The 22,925-nt window shown below is 64.0% G+C and carries 23 protein-coding genes and 1 other RNA gene; 8 read left to right on the top strand and 16 right to left on the bottom strand.

Annotated features, from left to right (window positions below):
• Positions 1 to 17 precede the first annotated feature (17 nt).
• From purH to M3I54_RS10800, 5 genes are all read left to right on the top strand, one after another.
• Positions 18 to 1,583 carry a bifunctional phosphoribosylaminoimidazolecarboxamide formyltransferase/IMP cyclohydrolase gene (gene purH, locus M3I54_RS10780; protein ID WP_254335582.1) on the top strand — a complete coding sequence of 522 codons (1,566 nt, stop codon included), beginning with the start codon at positions 18 to 20 and terminating at the stop codon, positions 1,581 to 1,583.
• A gap of 201 nt (positions 1,584 to 1,784) precedes the next feature.
• The gene (ruvC, locus tag M3I54_RS10785; protein WP_254335584.1) at positions 1,785 to 2,327 is read left to right on the top strand and encodes a crossover junction endodeoxyribonuclease RuvC; all 543 of its coding nucleotides are present in this window, start codon (positions 1,785 to 1,787) and stop codon (positions 2,325 to 2,327) included.
• Positions 2,328 to 2,433: 106 nt separating this feature from the next.
• A complete protein-coding gene (ruvA, locus tag M3I54_RS10790) occupies positions 2,434 to 3,015 on the top strand; it encodes a Holliday junction branch migration protein RuvA (RefSeq protein ID WP_254335591.1) in 582 nt (193 codons plus the stop codon).
• Between the two features lie 99 nt (positions 3,016 to 3,114).
• Positions 3,115 to 4,191: a Holliday junction branch migration DNA helicase RuvB gene (ruvB, locus tag M3I54_RS10795; protein ID WP_254335594.1), complete on the top strand. Its 1,077-nt coding sequence runs from the start codon at positions 3,115 to 3,117 to the stop codon at positions 4,189 to 4,191.
• 115 nt (positions 4,192 to 4,306) lie between these two features.
• Positions 4,307 to 5,173 carry an oxygenase MpaB family protein gene (locus tag M3I54_RS10800; RefSeq protein ID WP_254335782.1) on the top strand — a complete coding sequence of 289 codons (867 nt, stop codon included), beginning with the start codon at positions 4,307 to 4,309 and terminating at the stop codon, positions 5,171 to 5,173.
• An 89-nt stretch (positions 5,174 to 5,262) separates the two neighbouring features.
• On the opposite strand, the gene M3I54_RS10805 is transcribed toward M3I54_RS10800, so the two are convergent.
• From M3I54_RS10805 to tyrS, 4 genes are all read right to left on the bottom strand, one after another.
• Positions 5,263 to 6,414 carry a branched-chain amino acid ABC transporter substrate-binding protein gene (locus M3I54_RS10805; RefSeq protein ID WP_254335602.1) on the bottom strand — a complete coding sequence of 384 codons (1,152 nt, stop codon included), beginning with the start codon at positions 6,412 to 6,414 and terminating at the stop codon, positions 5,263 to 5,265.
• Positions 6,415 to 6,734: 320 nt separating this feature from the next.
• Entirely contained in the window at positions 6,735 to 7,418 is a 684-nt protein-coding gene (locus M3I54_RS10810) for a histidine phosphatase family protein (protein ID WP_254335604.1), read from the bottom strand.
• Positions 7,419 to 7,435: 17 nt separating this feature from the next.
• Positions 7,436 to 7,906, bottom strand: coding sequence for a D-aminoacyl-tRNA deacylase (gene dtd, locus M3I54_RS10815; RefSeq protein ID WP_254335613.1), 471 nt, complete (start codon positions 7,904 to 7,906; stop codon positions 7,436 to 7,438).
• The gene (gene tyrS, locus M3I54_RS10820; protein ID WP_254335615.1) at positions 7,903 to 9,168 is read right to left on the bottom strand and encodes a tyrosine--tRNA ligase; all 1,266 of its coding nucleotides are present in this window, start codon (positions 9,166 to 9,168) and stop codon (positions 7,903 to 7,905) included. Before tyrS ends, dtd begins: the two co-directional genes overlap by 4 nt.
• A gap of 350 nt (positions 9,169 to 9,518) precedes the next feature.
• Between tyrS and M3I54_RS10825 the strand changes: the two genes are divergently transcribed.
• On the top strand, positions 9,519 to 10,673 hold the full coding sequence (locus tag M3I54_RS10825) for an anhydro-N-acetylmuramic acid kinase (protein ID WP_309249600.1): 1,155 nt from the start codon (positions 9,519 to 9,521) through the stop codon (positions 10,671 to 10,673).
• Positions 10,674 to 10,732: 59 nt separating this feature from the next.
• Here M3I54_RS10825 and erpA read toward each other — a convergent pair whose 3' ends face one another.
• The 3 genes from erpA to rplM all read right to left on the bottom strand — a co-directional run bounded on the left by erpA (position 10,733) and on the right by rplM (position 12,162).
• Positions 10,733 to 11,098, bottom strand: a complete 366-nt coding sequence (gene erpA / locus M3I54_RS10830; protein ID WP_028201951.1) for an iron-sulfur cluster insertion protein ErpA — start codon at positions 11,096 to 11,098, stop codon at positions 10,733 to 10,735.
• Between the two features lie 231 nt (positions 11,099 to 11,329).
• Complete coding sequence (gene rpsI / locus M3I54_RS10835; RefSeq protein WP_028201950.1) at positions 11,330 to 11,722, bottom strand: 30S ribosomal protein S9; 393 nt, start codon at positions 11,720 to 11,722, stop codon at positions 11,330 to 11,332.
• 11 nt (positions 11,723 to 11,733) lie between these two features.
• The gene (gene rplM, locus M3I54_RS10840) at positions 11,734 to 12,162 is read right to left on the bottom strand and encodes a 50S ribosomal protein L13 (RefSeq protein ID WP_028201949.1); all 429 of its coding nucleotides are present in this window, start codon (positions 12,160 to 12,162) and stop codon (positions 11,734 to 11,736) included.
• 637 nt (positions 12,163 to 12,799) lie between these two features.
• Here rplM and M3I54_RS10845 point away from each other — a divergent pair.
• Complete coding sequence (locus tag M3I54_RS10845) at positions 12,800 to 13,222, top strand: OsmC family protein (RefSeq protein WP_254335617.1); 423 nt, start codon at positions 12,800 to 12,802, stop codon at positions 13,220 to 13,222.
• Between the two features lie 69 nt (positions 13,223 to 13,291).
• On the opposite strand, the gene rnpB is transcribed toward M3I54_RS10845, so the two are convergent.
• The 3 genes from rnpB to pyrC form a co-directional block, all read right to left on the bottom strand.
• An RNA gene (gene rnpB, locus M3I54_RS10850) (RNase P RNA component class A) lies at positions 13,292 to 13,702 on the bottom strand.
• Positions 13,703 to 13,772: 70 nt separating this feature from the next.
• Positions 13,773 to 14,723 carry a DUF3025 domain-containing protein gene (locus M3I54_RS10855; RefSeq protein WP_254335619.1) on the bottom strand — a complete coding sequence of 317 codons (951 nt, stop codon included), beginning with the start codon at positions 14,721 to 14,723 and terminating at the stop codon, positions 13,773 to 13,775.
• On the bottom strand, positions 14,720 to 15,775 hold the full coding sequence (gene pyrC, locus M3I54_RS10860) for a dihydroorotase (protein WP_254335621.1): 1,056 nt from the start codon (positions 15,773 to 15,775) through the stop codon (positions 14,720 to 14,722). Before pyrC ends, M3I54_RS10855 begins: the two co-directional genes overlap by 4 nt.
• Before the next feature lie 354 nt (positions 15,776 to 16,129).
• On the opposite strand from pyrC, the gene M3I54_RS10865 reads away from it, so the two are divergent.
• A complete protein-coding gene (locus M3I54_RS10865; protein ID WP_254335623.1) occupies positions 16,130 to 17,038 on the top strand; it encodes a class II glutamine amidotransferase in 909 nt (302 codons plus the stop codon).
• 71 nt (positions 17,039 to 17,109) lie between these two features.
• Here M3I54_RS10865 and M3I54_RS10870 read toward each other — a convergent pair whose 3' ends face one another.
• From M3I54_RS10870 to M3I54_RS10895, 6 genes are all read right to left on the bottom strand, one after another.
• Positions 17,110 to 17,835, bottom strand: a complete 726-nt coding sequence (locus tag M3I54_RS10870) for an amino acid ABC transporter ATP-binding protein (protein WP_254335624.1) — start codon at positions 17,833 to 17,835, stop codon at positions 17,110 to 17,112.
• Positions 17,832 to 18,509: a glutamate/aspartate ABC transporter permease GltK gene (gene gltK, locus M3I54_RS10875; protein WP_254335625.1), complete on the bottom strand. Its 678-nt coding sequence runs from the start codon at positions 18,507 to 18,509 to the stop codon at positions 17,832 to 17,834. Before gltK ends, M3I54_RS10870 begins: the two co-directional genes overlap by 4 nt.
• Positions 18,509 to 19,249, bottom strand: a complete 741-nt coding sequence (locus M3I54_RS10880) for an amino acid ABC transporter permease (RefSeq protein ID WP_254335626.1) — start codon at positions 19,247 to 19,249, stop codon at positions 18,509 to 18,511. The genes gltK and M3I54_RS10880 overlap by 1 nt, the downstream gene beginning before the upstream one ends.
• A gap of 89 nt (positions 19,250 to 19,338) precedes the next feature.
• On the bottom strand, positions 19,339 to 20,232 hold the full coding sequence (locus M3I54_RS10885; RefSeq protein ID WP_254335627.1) for a glutamate/aspartate ABC transporter substrate-binding protein: 894 nt from the start codon (positions 20,230 to 20,232) through the stop codon (positions 19,339 to 19,341).
• Positions 20,233 to 20,467: 235 nt separating this feature from the next.
• A complete protein-coding gene (locus tag M3I54_RS10890) occupies positions 20,468 to 21,754 on the bottom strand; it encodes a Glu/Leu/Phe/Val dehydrogenase (RefSeq protein ID WP_254335628.1) in 1,287 nt (428 codons plus the stop codon).
• Positions 21,755 to 21,955: 201 nt separating this feature from the next.
• Complete coding sequence (locus M3I54_RS10895; protein WP_254335630.1) at positions 21,956 to 22,912, bottom strand: LysR family transcriptional regulator; 957 nt, start codon at positions 22,910 to 22,912, stop codon at positions 21,956 to 21,958.
• Positions 22,913 to 22,925: the final 13 nt, after the last annotated feature.

Here is a 22,925-nt window from a genome sequence, read left to right on the forward strand (position 1 = left end):
CTACCTCGTTACCCATCATGATCAGGCAAGCGCTCATCTCCGTTTCCGATAAGGCCGGCATCGTCGACTTCGCGAAGTCGCTGTCGGACCTCGGCGTCAAGATCCTCTCGACCGGCGGCACCGCGAAACTGCTCGCGGACGCGGGCCTTTCCGTCACCGAAGTGGCCGACTACACCGGTTTCCCGGAAATGCTCGATGGGCGTGTGAAAACGCTGCACCCGAAGGTGCACGGCGGCATCCTCGCGCGCCGCGACCTGCCCGAGCACATGGCCGCGCTCGAAAAGCACGACATCCCGACGATCGACCTGCTGGTCGTGAATCTCTACCCGTTCGTCCAGACGGTGTCGAAGGACGAGTGCACGCTCGAAGACGCGATCGAGAACATCGATATCGGCGGCCCGACCATGTTGCGCTCGGCGGCAAAGAACCATCGCGACGTGACCGTGGTGGTCGACCCGGCCGACTACGCGAAGGTGCTCGAAGAGATGCGCGCGAACGGCAACACCGTGAGCTACGCCACGAACTTCCGCCTCGCGACCAAGGTGTTCTCGCACACGGCGCAGTACGACGGCGCGATCACGAACTACCTCACGAGCCTCACCGAAGCGCTCGAGCACAAGTCGCGCAACACCTACCCGGCCGTGCTGAACCTCGCATTCGACAAGGTCCAGGACCTGCGCTACGGCGAAAACCCGCACCAGAGCGCCGCGTTCTACCGCGACCTCACGACGCCCGCCGGCGCGCTCGCGAACTACACGCAGCTTCAGGGCAAGGAACTCTCGTACAACAACATCGCCGACTCGGACGCGGCATGGGAATGCGTGAAGACGTTCGACGCTCCGGCCTGCGTGATCATCAAGCACGCGAATCCGTGCGGCGTGGCGATCGGCGCGAATGCGCTCGAAGCCTACTCGAAGGCGTTCCAGACCGACCCGACCTCGGCGTTCGGCGGCATCATCGCGTTCAACCGCGAAGTGGACGAAGCCGCGGCTCAGGCCGTGGCGAAGCAGTTCGTCGAAGTGCTGATGGCGCCGTCGTTCTCGGAAGCGGCGAAGGCCGTGTTCGCCGCGAAGCAGAACGTGCGTCTGCTCGAAATCGCGTTGGGCAACGGCCATAACGCGTTCGACCTCAAGCGCGTGGGCGGCGGCCTGCTCGTGCAATCGCTCGACGCGAAGAACGTGCAGCCGCACGAACTGCGCGTGGTGACGAAGCGCCACCCCACGCCGAAGGAAATGGATGACCTGCTGTTCGCATGGCGCGTCGCGAAGTTCGTGAAGTCGAACGCCATCGTGTTCTGCGCGAACGGCATGACGATGGGCGTGGGCGCGGGCCAGATGAGCCGCGTGGACTCGGCGCGCATTGCCAGCATCAAGGCTGGGAACGCGGGCCTCAAGCTCGCGGGCACGGCCGTGGCGTCGGACGCGTTCTTCCCGTTCCGCGACGGCCTCGACGTGGTGGTGAACGCGGGCGCGACCTGCGTGATCCAACCGGGCGGCTCGATGCGCGACGACGAAGTGATCGCCGCCGCCGACGAGCACAACATCGCGATGGTGATGACGGGCATCCGCCACTTCCGTCACTGATCTTCGCCGCCCTGGTTGCATGCGGCGCGTGACCTGCACGTGACGCGCCGCTTGTGCAAAGCCCGCCGGACTTGCGTCTTGCGGGCTTTTTCTTTGCGCCGCGCCTGGCGCTTGCGCTTGGGGTCAAGGCTCGCGGCATCCATGCCGTTCGTTGTACCATCGCAGGCACATCCTAAGCACACCCGGCACTCCCCGCATTTCATGAGAATTCTCGGCATCGACCCCGGCTTGCGCGTCACCGGCTTCGGCGTGATCGAGCGTCACGGCCATCAGCTCACGTACGTCGCAAGCGGCGTCATCCGCACCGCCGATGCCGATCTGCCCACGCGCCTCGGCACCATCTTCGAGGGCATTTCCACGCTGATCCGCCAGCACGCGCCCGACCAGGCCGCAATCGAAAAGGTCTTCGTCAACGTCAATCCGCAGTCGACCCTCCTGCTCGGGCAGGCGCGCGGCGCGGCCATTTGCGGGCTGGTTTCGGGCGGCGTGCCGGTGGCCGAGTACACTGCGCTGCAGCTCAAGCAGGCCGTGGTGGGCTACGGACGCGCGACCAAGGAGCAGATGCAGCAGATGGTCGTGCGCCTGCTCGCCCTCACAGGCACGCCCGGCACCGACGCCGCCGACGCGCTCGGCATGGCGATCTGCCACGCGCACGGCGGTGACGCGCTTGCCACGCTCGGCGGGCTCGCGCCCGCGCTCGCGAAGAAGGGCATGCGGGTACGCCGCGGACGGTTGATAGGCTGAATGCGTGGCTGATGCCCAGGCCGAGCGGCCGACGTTCTGGCCGCGCGCTCCGTACTGCCCTGCCCTCCGCTACACTCTTGAGCTTTCCCTCATCACAGAACCCGCCATGATCGGTCGCATTGCCGGCGTATTGCTGGAAAAGAACCCGCCGCACCTGCTCATCGACTGCAACGGCGTCGGCTACGAAGTCGACGTGCCGATGAGCACGTTCTACAACCTGCCCGGCACCGGCGAAAAAATCGTGTTGCTCACGCAGATGATCGTGCGCGAAGACGCGCATTTGCTCTTCGGCTTCGGCACGCAGGAGGAACGCTCGACGTTTCGCGAACTGCTCAAGATCAGCGGCATCGGCGCGCGCATGGCGCTCGCCGTGCTCTCGGGCATGAGCGTGCACGACCTTTCGCAAGCAGTCACGCAGCAGGATGCGGCGCGCCTCACGCGCGTGCCCGGCATCGGCAAGAAAACGGCTGAGCGCCTGCTGCTCGAACTCAAGGGCAAGCTCGGCGCGGACCTCGGCGCGATGGCCGCCGCCGCTTCGCCATCAGACCACGCAAACGACATCCTCAACGCGCTGCTCGCGCTCGGCTATTCGGAGAAGGAAGCGCTCGCCGCGATCAAGAACGTCCCCGCCGGCACCGGCGTTTCGGAAGGCATCAAGCTCGCGCTCAAGGCGCTTTCAAAGGCCTGATCGCCCTCGCGCACGCTCGAGGCGGGCTGTTAGTTGCGACGCCATCGTGGTGCTCGGGACGGGCCCGCCGTCGCATAGTCCGCGCGGTACAATCGCTGGATGATCGAAACCGACAAACTCGCCGCCAACCACGCCGGCGCCGACCGCGTGATCGCCGCCACGCCCGCCTCGACGCGTGAGGAAGCGTTCGAACGCGCGTTGCGCCCGCGCCAGCTCGACGAATATGTCGGCCAGGAAAAGGTGCGCGGCCAGCTCGAGATCTTCATCGAGGCTGCGAAGCGCCGTTCCGAACCGCTCGACCACGTGCTGTTGTTCGGACCGCCGGGCCTCGGCAAGACCACGCTCGCGCACATCATCGCGCGCGAAATGGGGGTCAATCTGCGGCAGACGTCGGGCCCCGTGCTGGAACGCGCAGGCGACCTCGCGGCACTGCTCACCAATCTCGAAGCCAACGACGTGCTCTTCATCGATGAAATTCACCGGCTCTCGCCGGTCGTCGAAGAGATCCTGTATCCGGCGCTCGAGGACTACCAGATCGACATCATGATCGGCGAAGGGCCGGCCGCGCGCAGCGTGAAGCTCGACCTTCAGCCGTTCACGCTCGTGGGCGCTACCACGCGCGCGGGCATGCTCACGAACCCGCTGCGCGACCGCTTCGGCATCGTCTCGCGCCTCGAGTTCTACAATGCAAGCGAGCTCTCGCGCATCGTGCAGCGCTCGGCTTCGCTGCTCGGCGCGCAGATCCACCCTGACGGCGCGCTCGAAATCGCACGCCGCTCGCGCGGCACGCCGCGTATCGCGAACCGCCTGCTGCGCCGCGTGCGCGACTACGCAGAGGTGAAGGCAGACGGCGCGATCACCGCGAATGTCGCCGACGCCGCGCTGCGCATGCTCGACGTCGATCCCGTGGGCTTCGACCTGATGGACCGCAAGCTGCTCGAAGCCATCCTGCACAAGTTCGACGGCGGTCCGGTGGGCGTGGACAACCTTGCCGCCGCAATCGGCGAGGAACGCGACACGATCGAAGACGTGCTCGAACCGTATTTGATCCAGCAGGGCTATCTGCAACGCACGCCGCGCGGCCGCGTGGCCACTCAACTCAGCTACCGCCACTTCGGCCTTACGGCGCCGGACGACGCATCGACGGGCGGCAACTGGGAACCGGACGCGTCCTAAGGCGCGCAAACCTCAACGCAGCGCGAGCGAGAGCACGATGTCCGATCACGCCGGCCTGCCTCCCAACGCTCCTGAACCGACCGGCGTTGCCGGTCAGCTCGCGCGCCGCCTGCGCATGACGCTCGCCGAAAGCATCACGCATCTCACCACGGGCAGCGGCCCAAAACTCGATTACTCGAATCCGCCGGGCGACCCGGGCCTGTTCGGCCCCGACGCCGTTTGCTGGAAGGTCCATGCCGATTTCGCCGCGATGATGGCGGGTGGGGTCAGCGCGCTGCTGCTGCAGGCGCTGCATCCGCTTGCGCTCGCCGGTGTGTGGGACCATTCGACGTTTCGCATCGACATACTTGGGCGGCTGCGGCGCACCGCAACGTTCATCGCCGGTACGACTTACGGCAGCCGCGCCGACGCGCTGGCGTTGATTGAACGCGTCAAGAGGATCCACCTCGCCGTGACGGGCACTGGGCCCGATGGCCACCCCTATCGCGCGAGCGATCCCGCGTTGCTAACCTGGGTGCACGTGGCCGAAGTTTCGAGCTTTCTCGGCGCGTATTTGCGCTTCGTGAATCCCGCGCTGCCGGGTGAGATGCAGGATCAGTACTACGCCGAAGTCGCGCGCATTGCCGAACTGCTAGGCGCGACGAACGTGCCGCGCTCGCGCGCCGAAATTGCTGTGTATCTGCAGTCGATGCAGCCCGAACTCGTCGCGAGCGACCGCACCTTCGAAGTTGTGCGCGTCCTCATGGAAGCGCCCGCGCCGAGCCCGGGGATGCGCCCCGCTGGCGCGCTCATCAGGAACGCGGGCATCGACCTGTTGCCGCCCTTCGCGCAACAGATGCTCGGCTTCGACTCGTTCGCCTTCGCCCGCCGCGCAATGGTGCGGCCCGGCATGCTCGCCGTCGCGCCGGTATTGCGCTGGGCGCTCGTCAACGGCGTATCGAAACGCGCGCGGCGCCGGGCTGCAGCAAAACCCGCGAAGTAAGCGCTGCCGAATAAACAACGGCCAACCCGCTCGCGCAGGTTGGCCGTTTCATTTGCGGCGCGCCGATGCGACTGCGCGCGCCCGCGTGCTTACATCTTCACCACGTCGAGCAGCGTCTTCTTGCCCGCCTTGTAGTTGTAGAGCGAGATCACGCCGTGCTTGAGGTCGCCTTTCGAATCGAAGGTCGTCTCGCCAATCACACCCTTGTAGTCCGTGGTCGGGATCTGCGCGAGGATCTTCGCGTGGTCGGTGGAGTTCGCGCGTTTCATCGCGTCGACGACGATGTACACCGCGTCATACGTGAACGGCGCATCGAATTCGATCGGGTGACCGAAGCGCTTTTCGTACTTCGCCGCGAACGCCGCGCCGCCATTCATACGCTCGACCGCCATGCCGGCCTGCGAGCAGACGATATTGTCCGTCGCCGCGCCCGCGAGTTCCGCGAGGCTTTCCGTGCACACGCCGTCGCCCGACAGCACTTTCGCGCGCAAACCGAGTTGCCTGGCCTGCTTCGCGAACGGGCCGCCCGTGGCGTCCATGCCGCCGTACATGATTGCGTCGGGGTTCTCGCCCTTGATCTTCGTGAGGATCGCGCGGAAATCGACGGCCTTATCGTTGGTCGCGTCGTGCGAGAGCACCTTCATGCCCAGCGACTTCGCCGTCTTCTCGAACTCGTTCGCGAGGCCCTGGCCATAGGCGGTCGAGTCGTCGACCACGGCCACGGTCTTCACGTTCAGGCTCTTCGCCGCAAAATCGGCGAGCGCGGGGCCTTGCTGGGCGTCGGTCGCGACCACACGGTAGGTGGTCTTGAAGCCCTGCTGCGTGTACGAAGGATTGGTCGACGACGGCGAGATCTGCACGATGCCTGCATCGCTGTAGATCTTCGATGCCGGGATCGATGCGCCCGAGTTCAGATGGCCGATCACGGCCGCGACCTTGTCGTCGACCAGCTTCTGCGCGACCTGGGTGGCCTGGCGCGGGTCGGCGCCGTCGTCCTGGGCGTCGAGCGCGAGCGTGATCTTCTGGCCGTCGATCGTCAGGCCCTTGGCGTTGATTTCCTCGATGGCGAGGCGCGCACCGTTCTCGTTGTCCTTGCCGAGGTGGGCCGAACCGCCCGTGAGCGGCCCGACGTGGCCGATCTTGACGACCTGGTCGGCCGCCGCCGTATTGCTAGCCGACAGCGCTGCGAGCGCCATGACCGCTGCGCTCACCGGCAGCAGTTTGTGAAGCTTGAACATCATTGAGCTTTCTCCTGCGTGTTTTTCTGGGAATACCCGTTCGTATCACAACCTTGGGCACGCGGTCTCACGCTTGTCATGCGCGCGCGTCCCTCTTCAACGCAGGGCCGGGCATGGAGCCCGGTGGCCAGAGCGCCCAAAGGTCGGACAAATGTTAGCAGGACGCTTAACTTTGTGGTTGGGCTTTGGAAAGAACTTGCAAGCGTGCGGAAAGGAAATCGATGGTGCCGCAGCGTTGGCGAGGCACGAGAACGGCGCAGGGAGGGGAAAGGCAGGAAGAACAGGACAGCGCGGCGGAGCACCGCGCTGTCTGAAACGACAGGTTAGCGCCCCGCCTCCGGCGTGCGTTTGAAGCCGTCGTCGGCACTGACGCCGCCCAGATGCGCCACGTCGCCCCATGCGACGACGCGCGCCTGCGTCACGTAGTCGCCGCGTTCGAAATCGACGACGTTCACGCTCGTATTGAGCAGCGGCCACGCGCGCGGCGCGTCGAGCGCGAGGCCGTTCGCAAAGCGGTACACGCAGTCGAGCACGCCGCCGTGCGCGACACACGCGATACGCCCGCCCGGATGCATGGCCAGGACCGGCTCGAGCGCGTGCAGCACACGGTGGTAGAACTCGCGCTGCGATTCGCCTTCGGGCGGCGCGAAGCCGGGGTCGCGCGTTTGCCAGTGTGCATACTCGTCCGGAAAACGCTCGGAGATTTCGTCGCTGTCGTGGCCCTGAAACGCGCCATAGTTGCGCTCGCGCAGGCCTTCGGTGAGCTGCATCGGCAGACCCAGGGCTTCGGCAATGGGCTGCGCCGTCTGTTGCGCGCGCAACAAATCGCTCGACCAGATTGCGTCGAGCCGGGCGCCCGACTGCACTTCTTTCGCGAGCCGCGCGCCGAGGTGCTTCGCCTGCGCCACGCCACTTTCTGCGAGCGCGATGTCGATATGTCCCTGGATGCGCTTGATGCGGTTCCAGTCCGTTTCGCCGTGGCGGATAAAGAGAATCTGCGTGTTCATAGTCAAAAGCGCATGGTTCAGTTGCGCACTTGCAACCAGAACGTGACGGGGCCGTCGTTGACGAGCGACACCTGCATGTCGGCACCGAATTCGCCGGTCTCAACGGTCGTATGCTTCTCGCGCGCGGCGGCGACAAAATAATCGAACAGACGCCGCCCCTCTTCGGGCGGCGCGGCCGGCGTGAAACTCGGGCGCAGACCGCTGTTCGTATCGGCCGCCAACGTGAACTGCGAGACGAGCAGCAGGCCGCCGGGGGCGCCGTTGCCGTCGATGTTCTGCACGCTCAGGTTCATCTTGCCCGCCGCGTCGCTGAACACGCGATAGCCGAGCAGCTTCGCGAGCAGCTTATCGGCGTTGGCCTCGGTGTCGCCGCGCTCCGCACAAACCAGCGCGAGCAGCCCCTGGCCGATCGCGCCGGTCACGCGCTCACTGCCACCGTCCGCCACGCGCACCTCGGCGCGGCGCACGCGCTGGATCAGCGCAATCATGCGGTGAGCGTCACGCGCGCGAAGCGGCGCTTGCCCACCTGCACGACGAACTCGCCCGCTTCGACCTTGAGGCCCTTGTCGGAGACGGTGGCGCCGTCGATCTTCACGCCGCCCTGCTCGATGTTGCGCAGCGCTTCGCTCGTGGACGGTACGAGCCCCGCCTGCTTGAGCAACTGGCCAATGGCGAGGGGCGCGCCCGTGAGCGTGATCGACGCAATGTCGTCCGGCACGCCGCCCTTGGCGCGATGGTTGAAGTCTTCGAGCGCGCGCTCGGCGTCGGCCTGCGAGTGAAAGCGCGCGACGATTTCCTGAGCGAGCAGCACCTTGAAGTCGCGCGGGTTGCGGCCCGCTTCGATTTCGCGCTTGAATCCTTCGATTTCGGCCATCGGCCGGAACGAGAGCAGCGTGAAGTAACGCCACATCAGCACGTCCGAAATGCTCATGAGCTTGCCGAACATGTCGTTGGGCTTCTCGCTGATGCCAATGTAGTTGTTCTTCGACTTCGACATCTTCTCGACGCCGTCGAGGCCTTCGAGCAGCGGCATCGTGAGAATGCACTGCTGCTCCTGGCCGTACTGCTTTTGCAGTTCGCGGCCAACGAGCAGGTTGAACTTCTGGTCCGTACCGCCGAGCTCGAGATCCGCATTGAGCGCGACCGAGTCGTAGCCCTGCATGAGCGGATACAGGAATTCGTGGATCGAAATGGGCACGCCGCTCTGGAAGCGCTTGGTGAAGTCCTCGCGCTCCAGAATACGCGCAACCGTGTAGCGCGACGCGAGCTTGATCATGCCGTCGGCGCCGAGCGGCATCGACCATTCGCTGTTGTAGCGAATTTCGGTCTTTTCGCGGTCGAGCACGAGCGCGGCCTGCTCGAAGTACGTTTTCGCGTTCGATTCAATCTGCTCGCGCGTGAGCGGCGGACGCGTGGCGTTGCGGCCCGACGGGTCGCCGATGAGCGAAGTGAAGTCGCCGATCAGGAAGATCACGTTGTGGCCGAGATCCTGCAGCTGCCGCATCTTGTTGAGCACGACCGTATGGCCGATGTGGATGTCGGGCGCGGTCGGGTCGAGGCCGAGCTTGATGCGCAGCGGCTTGCCGGTGGCCGCGCTGCGGGCGAGCTTCTGCTCGAATTCTTCTTCGATCAGCAGTTCGTCCACGCCGCGCTTCGTGACGGCAAGCGCGTGACGGACTTCGTCGGTGACCGGAAAGGCGTCTTTTGCGCCGGTGTTGGCGCCGTTGCTGGAGGTGGACTCGTTGCTCATGCTTCGATCGGTTCTGTCGTTAAGTCTGGGTCTAGACCGCGATTTTACGTGATTCGACTCGCCAGGCTGAGGTTTGCGGGTCGCGCGCGAGGCGTTTGCTCGCGGCACGCGTGACGCCTGGCTGCGCCGCGGCCTCGGTCACGGTCAGCCCGTCGACGGAGCGACGCGCCATCCGTATTGAGCCTATACGCTTTGCCGGTGACGCGCGCCGACCCTGAACCGGGATCAGGTGCCAGACTCACCCATGTCGCGCCGGTGCGCAACAGTCAGCCTTTCGGCTTACGCTCGAGCGGCATTGCGCCGATAATTCCCTCGCAGGGCACTGAATTGCATTGATAAAGGAGCACAACGTGGCGCCACGCGACGCACGAAACGAGAGCGCACACGCCGCCGACGGCGTGTATTTCGGCCTGATGTCGGGCACGAGCATGGATGGCGTGGACGGCATTGCCGTGCGCTTCGAGGCGGGCCAGCGGCCAGTGGTGCTGGCCGAGGCGTTCGTCGGCTTCGCGCAGGGGCTGCGCGAGGCGCTCTTTTCGTTGCAGCAGCCGGGCGAGAACGAGATCGAGCGCGAAGCGCTCGCCGGCAACGCGCTGGCCGCCCGCTATGCGGTGTGCTGCCACGAGTTGCTGCGCGGGAGCAACGTTTCCCCCGCCGAGGTGCGCGCAATTGGCGCGCACGGCCAGACCGTGCGGCATCGGCCGGAGAAAGGCTACACCGTGCAGATCCAGAACCCGGCGCTGCTTGCGGAACTCACGCATATCGACGTGATCGCCGACTTCCGCAGCCGCGACGTCGCTTCGGGCGGCCAGGGTGCGCCGCTCGTGCCCGCGTTCCACGCGACGCTGTTCGGCTCGCAGGAAGAAACGCGCGTGGTCTGCAACCTCGGCGGCATCAGCAACATCACGGTGCTCGCGTCGACGGGCGCCGTGCGCGGCTTCGACTGCGGCCCGGCCAACGCCCTGCTCGACCTGTGGGCCGAACGGCACCTGGGCAAGCCCTACGACGAGAACGGCAAGTTCGCCGCGAGCGGTAATTTGCATCAGCCGCTTCTGAACGCCCTGTTTGACGAACCGTTCTTCGAGCAGCAGCCGCCCAAGAGCACAGGCCGCGATCTTTTCAACGCCCAGTGGCTCGACGACAAGCTCAAGGGCTTCGAGTCGCTCACGGCCGCCGACGTGCAGGCCACGTTAGTCGCACTGACCGCCGTGAGCGTGGCGCGCGAGATCGAGCGTCACGCGAGTGATTGCCGTGCCGTGTATGTCTGCGGCGGCGGCGCGCGCAATGCGGCATTGATGGCGGCGCTGCAAAAGGCGCTCGAAACGGGCGGTGTGGCGGGCGTACCGGTCATGACCACCGAAGCGCTAGGCGTCCCGCCGCATCAAGTGGAGCCGCTAGCCTTCGCGTGGCTTGCCATGCGCTGCGTAGCACGCGAGCCGGGCAATCTCGCGGCCGTAACCGGGGCGGCCGGCGAGCGCGTGCTGGGCGCGATTTATCCGCGCTGAGCAAGCGCTCACCAATAAAAAACGGGGCCGAAGCCCCGTTCCTTATTGCAGCGAATCGATCAAACCGAGAACGACGAACCGCAACCGCACGTAGTGCTCGCGTTCGGGTTCTTGATGACGAACTGCGCGCCGTTCAGATCGTCCTTGTAGTCGATCTCGGCGCCGACGAGGTACTGATAGCTCATCGAGTCGATCAGAAGCTGGACGCCGTTGCGGTTCATCACGGTGTCGTCTTCGTTGACCGTCTCGTCAAACGTGAATCCGTACTGGAAGCCCGAGCAGCCGCCGCCCTGCACGAATACGCGCAGCTTCAGCTCCGGGTTGCCTTCCTCGTCGATCAGTTGCTTGACCTTGTCAGCCGCTGCTTCGGTGAAAACGAAGGGACCGGGCATTTCGGTCGCGGTAGTTTCGGTGACAGCGCTCATTCGAACTCTCCAAAAAAGCTTCTAGCCGCTATTGTAGGGCTCTTCCCGATATCGTGCTTAAGCCCACGAAATCAAGGGTTTCTCCAGACCGTCGCAGCTTGCGCGCCACACGTGGGACGCGCAGACAAAAACGCAAAAAAGCCGCCCGGCGCACGAAGCGCGGACGGCTTTTGCAGCAGCGCTGCACCCTGCGAGGGGCGCAGGCGCCAAGCGCCAAGCGCCAATCTGAAATTAACGCTTCGAGAACTGCTTGCGGCGACGTGCCTTGTGGAAACCGACCTTCTTACGTTCCACTTCACGTGCGTCACGGGTGACGAAGCCAGCTTGCGACAGTGCCGGCTTGAGCGTTGCGTCGTAGTCCATCAGCGCGCGCGTGATGCCGTGGCGAACTGCGCCGGCCTGGCCGGTTTCGCCGCCGCCCGTCACGTTCACCTTGATGTCGAACGTCGCGCCGTGGTTCGTGAGTTCCAGCGGCTGACGCACGATCATGAGCGACGTTTCGCGCGAGAAGTAGTCGGCGATGGGCTTGCCGTTGACGACGATCTCGCCCTTGCCCGACTTGATGAAGACACGAGCGACGGCGCTCTTGCGGCGGCCCGTCCCGTAATTCCAGTTACCGATCATGTGGGCTCCCCTTAGATCTCGAGCGCCTTCGGCTGTTGCGCCGAGTGCGGGTGCGTTGCTTCTGCGTAGACCTTCAGCTTCTTGATCATCGCGTAACCGAGCGGGCCCTTCGGCAGCATGCCCTTCACGGCCTTCTCGAGCGCGCGGCCCGGGAAGCGTTCCTGCATCTTGCCGAACGTCGTTTCGTAGATACCGCCCGGGTAACCCGAGTGACGGTAGTACTTCTTGTCGGTGGTCTTGTTGCCCGTGACCTTCAGCTTGCCGGCGTTGATGATGATGATGAAATCACCAGTGTCGACGTGCGGGGTGAACTCAGGCTTGTGCTTGCCGCGAAGACGGCGTGCCACTTCGCTGGCGACACGGCCGAGAACCTTATCCGTCGCGTCAATCACGTACCATTCGCGCTGCACTTCATGTGCCTTGGCGGAAAAAGTCTTCATGATCGATCCAAAAAAAATGCTGTGCCCTATTTTGGTCCTGCTTGTATGGTGACGCTCGTTGGCGCCGGCGCAGGCTCTCCCTGGTTCGAGTTTCCCCGACTCCGCGCGGGCATGGATGCGGAGAACCTACGATTATAAAGGGAAATTTGGCCGCGAGTCAAAAAATTGCTTGCGGTGGGGGCAGAGCCGGGGCAAAACGAGGGCGACAGACGAAAAAAAGCCCGAACGCGTTTGTCCGGGCTTAATCCACTCTTTGGAGGAGGGTGGAGGAGACATGCTGAGGTGTCGTGAAACACGACAACCAATGACCCAGATTATACGGACGGGCCTTGTGCGGCGCAAGGACATTTGCATTGCGAAATTTAACATCACAATGTGAAATCACATAAAATCAGCGCGTCGACAGAAAAATTCTTAAAAATCAGTGCATTGGAAATCCGCCTTGCGAAAAGCATGCAGGATAACTAGAGCGAAACCCCTAATTGCGCAAGGGAAATCTGTCTTGACGGTAGGATGTCGCGCCGCAACATTCAAGCACACGACATAAGGCACGCGCCGCCGTGTCCCCCCGGACATACCAGTAAGGCGCGGGCTACAATGCCGTCTGAATCAAGAAACCGCGCAGGGGCATACGCATATGGAATGCAAAGTTAGCTGGATGGGTCAGGACGGCATGGCGTTCGCGGCCGAAACGGGCAGCGGCCATCTCGTCAACATGGACGGCGCACCGGAAGGCGGCGGCCACAACCTCGCGCCGCGGCCGATGGAAATGGTGCTGCTCGGCACCGGCGGCTGCACGGCCTACGACGTGGTGCTGATCCTCAAGAAGAGCCGCCAGGAAGTGAGCGGTTGCAGCGTGACGCTCAAAGCCGAGCGCGCGAGCGAAGACCCCAAGGTCTTCACGCAGATCCACTTCCACTTCACCGTGACCGGCAAGAACCTGAACCCGGCCACCGTGGAGCGCGCGATCAACCTCTCGCACGACAAGTACTGCTCGGCGTCAATCATGATCGGCAAGACGGCCGAGATCACGCATACGTTCGAGATCGTCGCAGCTTAAGTCCTGCGGCAAAAGAAAAAGCCGGCGCGGTTCTTCAAAGAACCGCGTCGGCTTTTTACATGAATGAGGCTGCAAAGCAGGCCGATAAGCCGGATTCTGTGCACACGTCGCGTCCGAAGACGCGCCGCGCGTGGCAGCCATTCCTCTAGGCGCGCCATTGCTGACGCGCTCAAGCTTCCTACCCGCAGACGGAATGGGGGCCCCATCCTGCATCCCGAAGATGCGCGCCTGCCTACTTGGAATTGCTCCGGGTGGAGGTTACCGTGCCGTCTACGTCACCGCAGACGCGGTGCGCTCTTACCGCACCGTTTCACCCTTACCTGATCCCGACCGAAATCGGGCCATCGGCGGTCTGTTCTCTGTTGCCCTGTTCCGCGTGTCGCCACGGATGGCCGTTAGCCATCACCCTGCCCTGTGGAGTCCGGACTTTCCTCGCCTCTTTGGCCGAAACCTCCGAGCCGCGACTGCCTGGCCTGCTTTGCGAGGCGCGATCTTAGCACGTGCGGGCGCGCCGCGCCGGGGGCCGGATCGATTGCCGCCCGCCTGGCTTTTAGCGAGTTCGACGGCCGGCGCGAAAGACTGTGGCGTCGTCGTAGAACGACGGGTCCTCGTTTTGCGCCCACCAGCCCGGAATGCCGAGCACCGGCAGCGGCGCGAAGCTGCGCCCGTTGAGCGCGTCAAGCGTGGCGGCGGCGGCGAGCGTGACGCTCACTGTCTCGTCCAGATACGCGTCGCGTTGCGCGCGCGGCCACGTGAAATACGCTTGCGGCACCTCGACCACCCATGCGTGCGCCGTGCACGCCGCGTAAGGCCAGATCATCTTTTCGAGCAGCGCATGGCCGAACACGCGGACTTCGCAGCGCGCCACGCCAATCGTCTCCCCGAAAGCCGCTTCCCAGCCCGCACGCTGCGCCACGAACAGCGTGCGCCAGTCGAAGCCGCGCAACGCCGCTACCAGCGACGCGTCCGATGAGGCATAGAGCACCGCGTTCTCGTCGAACAGCGTGAGCGCGTCCCGTATGCCGCCGCGTGTGGAGCCCACGCCCAGCACGTCGATCGCCGCGGCCTGGCGCGCGTTCAGCGTCGCCTTGATGCGCGGGAATGCGAACCAGGCGAGCGCGTTGAAGAAGTCGTGGAGGTTGTGGCGCGTCGGCACGCAGCCCGTTGCCGCGATATGCGCCTCGTAGGCCGAGCCCTCGGGCAGGTCGTCCTGGGCGATAAAGCGCAGCGGCGCGCCGCGGCCCGTGCTTAGGCTGGCAGCCAGCGCATCGGCGTTCAGTTCATCCAGGTACGCCGCGTATCCCGCCAGCGCGGCCTGCTGCCAACGCCGACCGCGCGCTTCGTGTTGCGCGAACCACGGGCGGCCCCAGTCGATGTCAGTGAAACTGCCCAGCGGCATGGTCCGGCGCGGTGCGCGCGCGGGCACCGGTGCGTGCGCATCGACTGCCCTGATCGAGCCGACCGTTGCGCCCGCAGCCACACCTTGCCCCGCTTCGTTCAAGCGAGTTTCCAGCCGATCGTTTCGCCGCCGCGCAGCGGCACGACGGGCGTGTCTCCTGCCTCGACTTCGGCGGGCAGCGTCCAGCTCTCGCGACGCAGCGTGACCGTTTCGGTCGCGCGCGGCAGGCCGTAGAAGTCCGCGCCGTAAAAGCTCGCGAAGCCCTCGAGCTTGTCGAGCGCGCCGGCATTGTCGAACGCTTCGGCATAGAGCTCGAGCGCATGCAGCGCCGTGTAGCAGCCCGCGCAGCCGCACGCGTGCTCCTTCAGGCCCTTCGGGTGCGGCGCGCTGTCGGTGCCGAGGAAGAAGCGATGATCGCCCGAGGTCGCCGCCTCCACGAGCGCCACGCGATGCGTCTCGCGCTTGAGTACGGGCAGGCAGTAGTAGTGTGGACGAATGCCGCCCTGGAAGATCGCGTTGCGGTTGTAGAGCAGGTGATGCGCGGTGATCGTCGCGCCGAGCAGGCCGGGCGCGGCGTTATCGGCGCGGATGTAGTCGACGGCGTCCTTCGTCGTGATGTGCTCGAACACCACCTTGAGCGCCGGAAAATCGCGGCGTAGCGGCGTCATCACGCGGTCGATGAAGACCTTCTCGCGGTCGAACAGGTCGATGTCGGCGCTCGTCACTTCACCGTGCACGAGTAGCGGCATGCCCACTTCCTGCATGGCTTCGAGCGCCTTCGCGCACTTGCGGATGTCGGTCACGCCGGCGTCCGAATTCGTCGTCGCGCCCGCCGGATACAGCTTCACGCCGTGCACGAAGCCGCTCGCCTTCGCGCGGCGGATTTCCTCGGGCGGCGTGTTGTCGGTGAGATAGAGCGTCATTAGCGGCTCGAACGTCGAGCCCGCCGGTCGCGCCGCGAGAATGCGCTCGCGGTAGGCGGCGGCCTGCTCTGTCGTCGTGACCGGCGGCTTGAGGTTCGGCATGATGATCGCGCGGCCGAACTGGCGCGCCGTGTGCGGCAGCACGGCCGCGAGCATCGCACCGTCGCGCACGTGCAGGTGCCAGTCGTCGGGGCGGGCGAGCGTGAGAGTCGTGAGGGAAGAGGCGTTCATGGCAAGGTCAGGCGCAATAGTGAGCCAACAGCAGTATGAATGAACGGCGGCAAGGTCGCGGGAACGCACTCAGGCTGCCGGAAATTCCGGGCATATCACTGGAAAAAGCGCGGCGTCGATCGATGCCAGTCCAACCCACGCGTTGCCCGCACCGTCGCGTGCACACGACAATTCGCGGTGCATCGACGCCGGCACGCGCCCTTCTACGCAAGCCTGCAATGCATCTGACAAATTTCGTATTGGCGACCTGCAGGCCGGTGATATGCTTGGAAAATCATCATTGTAACGGGTCGACGGCGGGTCCCGCCTACCACTGCAGCCGCCGCCTCAGCCGCATTACGCACCATCAGCACCATGTGCCAACTTCTCGGAATGAATTGCGCCGCGCCGACGGACGTCACGTTCTCCTTCACAGGATTCGCGGCGCGCGGCGGCGCCACCGATCACCACGCCGACGGCTGGGGTATCGCGTTCTTCGAGGACAAGGCCTGCCGCCTCTTCATCGACAACGAGGCCTCGGCGCGTTCGCCGATCGCCGAGATGGTCAAGCACTACCCCATCAAGTCGCGCAACACCATTGCCCACATCCGCAAGGCCACGCAAGGCAACTGCGCGCTCGAGAACAGTCATCCATTCCAGCGCGAGCTGTGGGGCCGTCACTGGATCTTCGCGCACAACGGCGACCTTCAGGACTTCAATCCGGTGATGTCGGGCGTCTACCAGCCGGTTGGCACGACCGATAGCGAGCTCGCCTTCTGCCTGCTGCTACAAGGCTTGCGCAAGGCATTCCCCGGCGCGCAGCCGCCGCTCGACGAGCTGTTCGCCGCGCTGGAGTCGCTCACGCGCGAGGTCACGCAGTTCGGCGTCTTCAACTTCCTGATGTCGAACGGCCAGGCGCTGTTCGCACATTGCTCGACGCACCTCTACTATCTCGTGCGACGCTGGCCGTTTTCGACAGCCCATCTCGTCGACGCCGATGTCTCCATCGACTTCGCCAAGTACACGACGCCCGAGGACCGCGTGGCCGTGATCGCCACCGCGCCGCTCACCGACAACGAGGTCTGGACGCGCTTCGCTCCCGGCGACCTGCTGATGTTCCAGCACGGCGACGTGATTGCCCAGGCGAGCGTGCCGGTGCCGCAGAAGGTGCTGGACAAGCTCGCCAACCCTTCGCTCGACGCTTCGGCCAGCGCACCGTGCGCCGAGCAGCCGGGCGAGATCGACCCGGAAGCCGTGGCCGCCTTGCAGACCTGGGGCGAGTAAGCCGGGCGACACGCAAAACGAAAAGCCGCACATCAGAGCGCGGCTTTTTTCTTTTTGAAGCGTGCAAAGCCTCAGTGCAGAATCTTCGCGAGAAAGTCCTTCGCGCGATCCGACTTCGGGCTCGCGAAGAAGGCTTCCTTCTGGTCGTCCTCGACGATGGCGCCCTGGTCCATGAAGATCACGCGGTGCGCCACCTTCTTCGCAAAGCCCATTTCGTGCGTCACGCACATCATGGTCATGCCTTCCTGGGCAAGCTCCACCATCACGTCGAGCACCTCGTTGATCATCTCGGGGTCGAGCGCCGAGGTCGGCTCGTCGAACAGCATGGCGATGGGGTCCATCGACAACGCACGCGCAATCGCCACACGCTGCTGCTGGCCGCCCGAGAGCTGACCCGGGAATTTGTCGGCATGCGCGCGCAGGCCCACGCGGTCGAGCAGTTTCAGGCCCTTTTGCGTGGCCTCGTCCTTGCTGCGGCCGAGCACCTTGATCTGCGCGAGCGTGAGATTCTCGGTAATCGACAGATGCGGGAACAGCTCGAAGTGCTGAAACACCATGCCCACCTTCGAGCGCAGCTTCGAGAGATTGGTGCGCTTGTCGCCCACCGACTCGCCGTTCACGAGAATCTCGCCCTGCTGGAACGGTTCGAGCCCGTTGACGGTCTTGATGAGCGTGGACTTGCCCGAGCCCGAGGGCCCGCACACCACCACCACCTCACCCTTCTTCACTTCCGTCGTGCAGTCGGCCAGCACCTGGAACTGGCCGTACCACTTCGAAACGTTCTTAATTGAAATCATCTTGCGACCTTTTTCTGAAGACCTTTCACAAGGCTCGACGCGATCACGCAAATCACGAAATAACACGCGCCCGCGAACAGTACCATTTCGACCATCGTTCCGTCACGGTCGCCGATATTGGTGGCCGTGCGGAAGAAGTCCGCGAGGCTGATCACGTACACGAGCGAGGTGTCCTGAAACAGCACGATGGCCTGCGTGAGCAAGAGCGGCACCATCGCGCGGAACGCCTGCGGCAGCACCACGTATTGCATGGCCTGACCGTAGCGCATGCCGAGCGCGAACGAAGCGTTCACCTGCCCTCGCGGCACCGCCTGGATGCCCGCACGAATGATCTCCGAATAATACGCGGCCTCGAACAGTGAGAACGCGATCATCGCGGAAGCGAGGCGAATGTCGATGTCGGGCGACAGACCCAGCACGTTTTGCAGCACCTGCGGCACGATCAGGAAGAACCACAGCAGGACCATCACGAGCGGGATCGAGCGGAAGATCGTGACGTAGCCCTTGGCGAACCATTCGAGCGGCTTGACGCTGGAAAGCCGCATAAGCGCGAGCAGCGTGCCCCAGACAATGCCGACCACGATCGCACACAGCGTGATCTTGAACGTGATGATCGCGCCCGTCCACAGCGTGGGCAGCGCGCCCGGAATGCCGCTCCAGTCGAAGTGATGCATCACTTGCCTCCGATGTAGCCGGGCAGACGCGACTTCGCCTCGACCCAGCGCATGAGCGTCATGACGACGAGGTTGATGAGCACGTAAGCGATCGTGACTGCGATGAAGGACTCATAGGTCTGCGCCGTGTAATCGACGAGCTGACGCGCCTGGGCCGACAGATCGAGCAGGCCGATCGTCGAAGCGACCGCCGAATTCTTGAAGATGTTCAGGAACTCGGAGGTGAGCGGCGGCACGATGATGCGATACGCCACGGGCAGCAGCACATAGCGGTAGGTCTGCCACTGCGTGAAGCCCACTGCGAGGCCGGCTGCGCGCTGGCCGCGCGGCAGCGCGTTGATGCCCGAGCGCACCTGTTCGCACACGCGCGCCGCGGTAAAGAGCCCAAGACACACGACCGACGCCGTGAAGAACTGCACGCCCGGCGGCGACTGCTTGAACGCATTGCCGAGCGCTTGCGGCACGATTTCCGGCAGCACGAAGTACCAGATGAAGAACTGCGCGATAAGCGGAATATTGCGGAAGATCGCCACATAAACTGTGCCGACGCCCGCGAGAAACTTGTTTGGCATCGTGCGCAGCACGCCGAAGAACGACCCGACGATGAGCGCGATCACCCACGCGCACAGCGACACCGAGACCGTCACCCAGAGGCCGGAGAGGATCCAGCCGAGGTACGTGGTAGGTTCGCCCGTCGAGACCGGGCTGAGCAGAATGCCCCAGTTCCAGTGATAGGACATCAAGAGACTCCAAGAAAAAGAACGGAAGAAGCGGCGCTTCTTCCGTTCCGTGCTAAACGCTAAATGCGGGTCGACCGGCCGGCGCCGTGTTAATCGATCGCCTTGTCGTTCGGATTCTTGAACAGCGCTTTCATGTCTTCGCTCATCGGGAAGTTCAGGTTGAGACCCTTCGGCGGGATCGGCGACTCGAACCACTTCTTGTAGATCGTTTCGCCTTCGCCCGAAGTCTGGACCTTGGCGATGGCGTCGTCGGCGACCTTCTTGAACTCGGGGTCGTTCTTGCGCATCATGCAGCCGTACGCCTCACGCGACTGCGGCTGGCCGACGATCACGAAGTCGCCCGGATTGTTCGACTTGGCGCGCTCGCCCGCGAGCAGCGCGTCGTCCATCATGAACGCCACTGCACGGCCCGTGGAGAGCGTCATGAACGACTCGCCATGGTCCTTCGCGCTGATGATGTTCATGCCCATGCTCTTATCCTGGTTCATCTTGCGCAGGAGGCGCTCGGACGTCGTGCCCGCCGTCGTCACGACGGTCTTGCCCTTGAGGTCGGCGAAGTCCTTGATGCCCGAATCCTTCTTCGTCATAAGACGCGTGCCGATCACGAAGATCGTGTTCGTGAAGGCGGCCTGCTGCTGACGTTCTGCATTGTTCGTGGTCGAGCCGCATTCGATGTCCACCGTGCCGTTCTGCACGAGCGGAATTCGGTTCTGCGACGTGATGGGCACCATCTTGACCTTCAGGTTAGGCATGTTCAGCTTCTGCTTGACTGCCTCGACGATTTTCATCGCGTAGTCTTGCGAGTAGCCGATCACATTCTGCTTGTCGTCGTAGTACGAAAAAGGAATGGACGACTCGCGGTGCCCCAGCGAGATGACGCCCGTGTCCTTGATCTTCTTGAGTGTGCCGGCGTCCTGCGCGAAAGCGCTGGTGGCGACGAAGCCAAGGAGTGCGAGCAGAGTGGCGGTCTTTTTGATTTGCATTGTTTTCTCCGGTACAAGAACCGTCACCAGTTTATCAAAGTAATTTTCTTGAAAGAATTAAGAGTGACCCTGGCGCAACGCCAGAATGTGCGAAGGCGGACGCCCCCTTGTGGAGAACGGCCGCCTTCTATGCGCCTTGATGTGCAGCGCAAAAACTTGTCACTGCGCAGTCATTGTTTCGTCATTTCACGGCGTGCCTTGCCTGGCACGGCGTGCAACGTCTTCACACCTGCGATCAGGGATACAGACCGCGCATTTCGCGCGCCATCAGGATGCGTTTACATGCAACGATGAACGCCGCGGTACGCATCGAGACTTTCTGCTCGCTCGACACTTGCCACACCGCCGTGAAGGCTTCGCGCATCACGCGCTCGAGACGTTCGTTAATTTCGTGCTCGGTCCAGAAGAAGCTCGAGAAGTCCTGCACCCACTCGAAGTACGAAACGGTCACGCCGCCCGCGTTCGCCACCACGTCGGGGATCACGAGCACGCCCTTGTCGTGCAGGATGTCGTCGGCTGCCGTCGTGGTCGGGCCGTTCGCGCCCTCCACGATGATCTTCGTGCGGATCTTGCCCGCGTTCTTCTCGGTAATCTGGTTTTCCAGCGCGGCCGGAATGAGAATATCGGTTTCGACGGTCCAGAATTCGTCGTTCGCCATGACTTCGGCGCCCGGGAAGCCTGCCACGCCGCCCGTCTTCGCAACGTGCTCGAGCAGCGCTTCCGCGCTCATGCCGCTAGAGTTGTAGAGCGCGCCGGTATGGTCTTGCACGGCGACGATTTTCGAGCCGGCTTCCTGGAACAGGCGCGCGGCAATGCCGCCCACGTTGCCGAAGCCCTGCACCGCAATGCGTGCGCCGTCGATCGAAAGACCCGTGCGGCGTGCGGCCTCGCAGCCGACCACGAACACGCCGCGGCCCGTGGCTTCGCGGCGGCCGAGCGAGCCGCCGAGCGAGATGGGCTTGCCCGTCACGACGCCCGTCGCCGTCTGGCCCTGGTTCATCGAGTAGGTGTCCATCATCCACGCCATGATCTGCTCGTTCGTGTTGACGTCCGGCGCGGGAATGTCGGTGTTCGGTCCGATGATGATGCCGATTTCGCTGGTATAGCGACGCGTCACGCGCTCGAGTTCACCACGCGAAAGCGTGCGCGGATCGACGCGGATACCGCCCTTCGCGCCGCCGTACGGCACGTTCACTGCAGCGTTCTTCACCGACATCCATGCGGAAAGCGCCATTACTTCGGAGAGCGTAACGTCCTGGTGATAACGCACGCCACCCTTGCCGGGACCACGCGAAACGTTGTGCTGGACACGATAGCCTTCGAAGTGCGCAACGGTGCCGTTATCGAGTTCGATGGGGCAGTCGACGATCAGGATACGCTTCGGACGCTTGAGCGTTTCGAGCCAGCGCGAAAGCGAGCCGAGGTACGGCGCCACGCGGTCGACCTGACGAAGATAGTTGCCCCAGGGGCCGAGATCATCGGCGTGGAGATAGGAAGGAACCGACTGCAGTTGGGATGACATGAACGCTCCGATCGAACAAGTGGTGCCATTGTCAGAAAACGCCCACGTGAAATCCAATGCCGTTTGATCATCCCGTTATGCTTTTCGTGCATAACGTCCCCGAAGTCGAAAAAACGTGTCGCAGGCTCCGTGCTTCAGGCCTTACAGACTGAAATAGCCTGACTGTTTGCGTGGCTGTTGTGAGTTCAGGTTGCCGTTTCGTCAGCGCTTGCCCTGCGCAAGTTCCTCGCTGACCGCCTCCCACAGCTCGCGCACGAGCGCCTGGCGCGCGTCGTCGCCCTGCGTCGCGAGCTTGTCGCGATAGAGGCGGATCTCCATGTCGAGCGTAAACTGGCCCTCCGGCACGCCGCGCGTGCCGCGATCGAGGCGAATCAGCTCGCCCTGGGCCACGGCGTCTTCCACCGCGCTGTGCGGCAAAAAGGCGATGCCGTGACCGGCCAGCGTCATCGCCTTGAGCCCTTCCGCCATGTCCGTTTCGTACACGCGGTCCAGATAGAGCCGCGCCGGTGCGTTGGCAACGATCACTTCGGTCATGCGGCCGAGATACGCGTTCGGTGTATAGGAGAGATAGGGTGCGGGCGCATCGGGCGTGCCGGGCAGCGTGTAACGCGCACGACCCGCGCGCTGCGGCGCCGAATACGGGCTGATCGACTCGACGCCGAGCGTAAGCGTGTCATAACGCGCGGGGTCGAGCGTGACGGGGTGGCTTGGGTGGTGATAGCCCATCACGAGGTCGCAGCCGCCCTCCACGAGCGACAGCACGGCGTCGTGCACGTTCAGCGCGCGCAGCCGCGTGTGGATGCGGCCGAGCTTCGCCTCGATGCGCTGCAGCCAGCGCGGAAAGTACGTGAGCGAAAGGGTGTGCGGCACCGCGAACTCGATCGTCGCAGCGGGCGTGGCCGTGTGGCCGCGCAACAGGGTGCGCGCCTCGTGAAACTGCGAAAGCATCGCGAGCGCCTGCTCGTAGAACACCTGGCCGGCCGCCGTCAGGCGCGTTGGATAAACCGAACGATCGATCAGCTCGGTGCCGAGCCACGCTTCGAGCGCCTGGATGCGGCGCGAGAAAGCCGGCTGCGTCACGTGGCGCAGTTCGGCCGAGCGACTGAAACTATGCGTCTCTGCAAGCGAGACGAAGTCTTCGAGCCATTTGAGTTCCATGCGGGCCAGCAAG

It is taken from the genome of Paraburkholderia sp. CNPSo 3274, assembly GCF_024206475.1.
Lineage (GTDB): Bacteria > Pseudomonadota > Gammaproteobacteria > Burkholderiales > Burkholderiaceae > Paraburkholderia.

Coding starts and splice junctions, on each gene's coding strand:
- dtd (WP_254335613.1), bottom strand. CDS start 7,906: ATGATTGCGCTGATCCAGCGCGTGCGCCGCGCCGAGGTGCGCGTGGCG.
- M3I54_RS10885 (WP_254335627.1), bottom strand. CDS start 20,232: ATGCAAATCAAAAAGACCGCCACTCTGCTCGCACTCCTTGGCTTCGTC.
- tyrS (WP_254335615.1), bottom strand. CDS start 9,168: ATGAGCAACGAGTCCACCTCCAGCAACGGCGCCAACACCGGCGCAAAA.
- ruvB (WP_254335594.1), top strand. CDS start 3,115: ATGATCGAAACCGACAAACTCGCCGCCAACCACGCCGGCGCCGACCGC.
- M3I54_RS10865 (WP_254335623.1), top strand. CDS start 16,130: ATGTGCCAACTTCTCGGAATGAATTGCGCCGCGCCGACGGACGTCACG.
- ruvC (WP_254335584.1), top strand. CDS start 1,785: ATGAGAATTCTCGGCATCGACCCCGGCTTGCGCGTCACCGGCTTCGGC.
- M3I54_RS10800 (WP_254335782.1), top strand. CDS start 4,307: ATGACGCTCGCCGAAAGCATCACGCATCTCACCACGGGCAGCGGCCCA.
- purH (WP_254335582.1), top strand. CDS start 18: ATGATCAGGCAAGCGCTCATCTCCGTTTCCGATAAGGCCGGCATCGTC.
- rpsI (WP_028201950.1), bottom strand. CDS start 11,722: ATGATCGGTAACTGGAATTACGGGACGGGCCGCCGCAAGAGCGCCGTC.
- rplM (WP_028201949.1), bottom strand. CDS start 12,162: ATGAAGACTTTTTCCGCCAAGGCACATGAAGTGCAGCGCGAATGGTAC.
- ruvA (WP_254335591.1), top strand. CDS start 2,434: ATGATCGGTCGCATTGCCGGCGTATTGCTGGAAAAGAACCCGCCGCAC.
- M3I54_RS10845 (WP_254335617.1), top strand. CDS start 12,800: ATGGAATGCAAAGTTAGCTGGATGGGTCAGGACGGCATGGCGTTCGCG.
- M3I54_RS10870 (WP_254335624.1), bottom strand. CDS start 17,835: ATGATTTCAATTAAGAACGTTTCGAAGTGGTACGGCCAGTTCCAGGTG.
- M3I54_RS10880 (WP_254335626.1), bottom strand. CDS start 19,249: ATGTCCTATCACTGGAACTGGGGCATTCTGCTCAGCCCGGTCTCGACG.
- pyrC (WP_254335621.1), bottom strand. CDS start 15,775: ATGAACGCCTCTTCCCTCACGACTCTCACGCTCGCCCGCCCCGACGAC.
- M3I54_RS10805 (WP_254335602.1), bottom strand. CDS start 6,414: ATGATGTTCAAGCTTCACAAACTGCTGCCGGTGAGCGCAGCGGTCATG.
- M3I54_RS10890 (WP_254335628.1), bottom strand. CDS start 21,754: ATGTCATCCCAACTGCAGTCGGTTCCTTCCTATCTCCACGCCGATGAT.
- M3I54_RS10810 (WP_254335604.1), bottom strand. CDS start 7,418: ATGAACACGCAGATTCTCTTTATCCGCCACGGCGAAACGGACTGGAAC.
- gltK (WP_254335625.1), bottom strand. CDS start 18,509: ATGCATCACTTCGACTGGAGCGGCATTCCGGGCGCGCTGCCCACGCTG.
- erpA (WP_028201951.1), bottom strand. CDS start 11,098: ATGAGCGCTGTCACCGAAACTACCGCGACCGAAATGCCCGGTCCCTTC.
- M3I54_RS10895 (WP_254335630.1), bottom strand. CDS start 22,912: ATGGAACTCAAATGGCTCGAAGACTTCGTCTCGCTTGCAGAGACGCAT.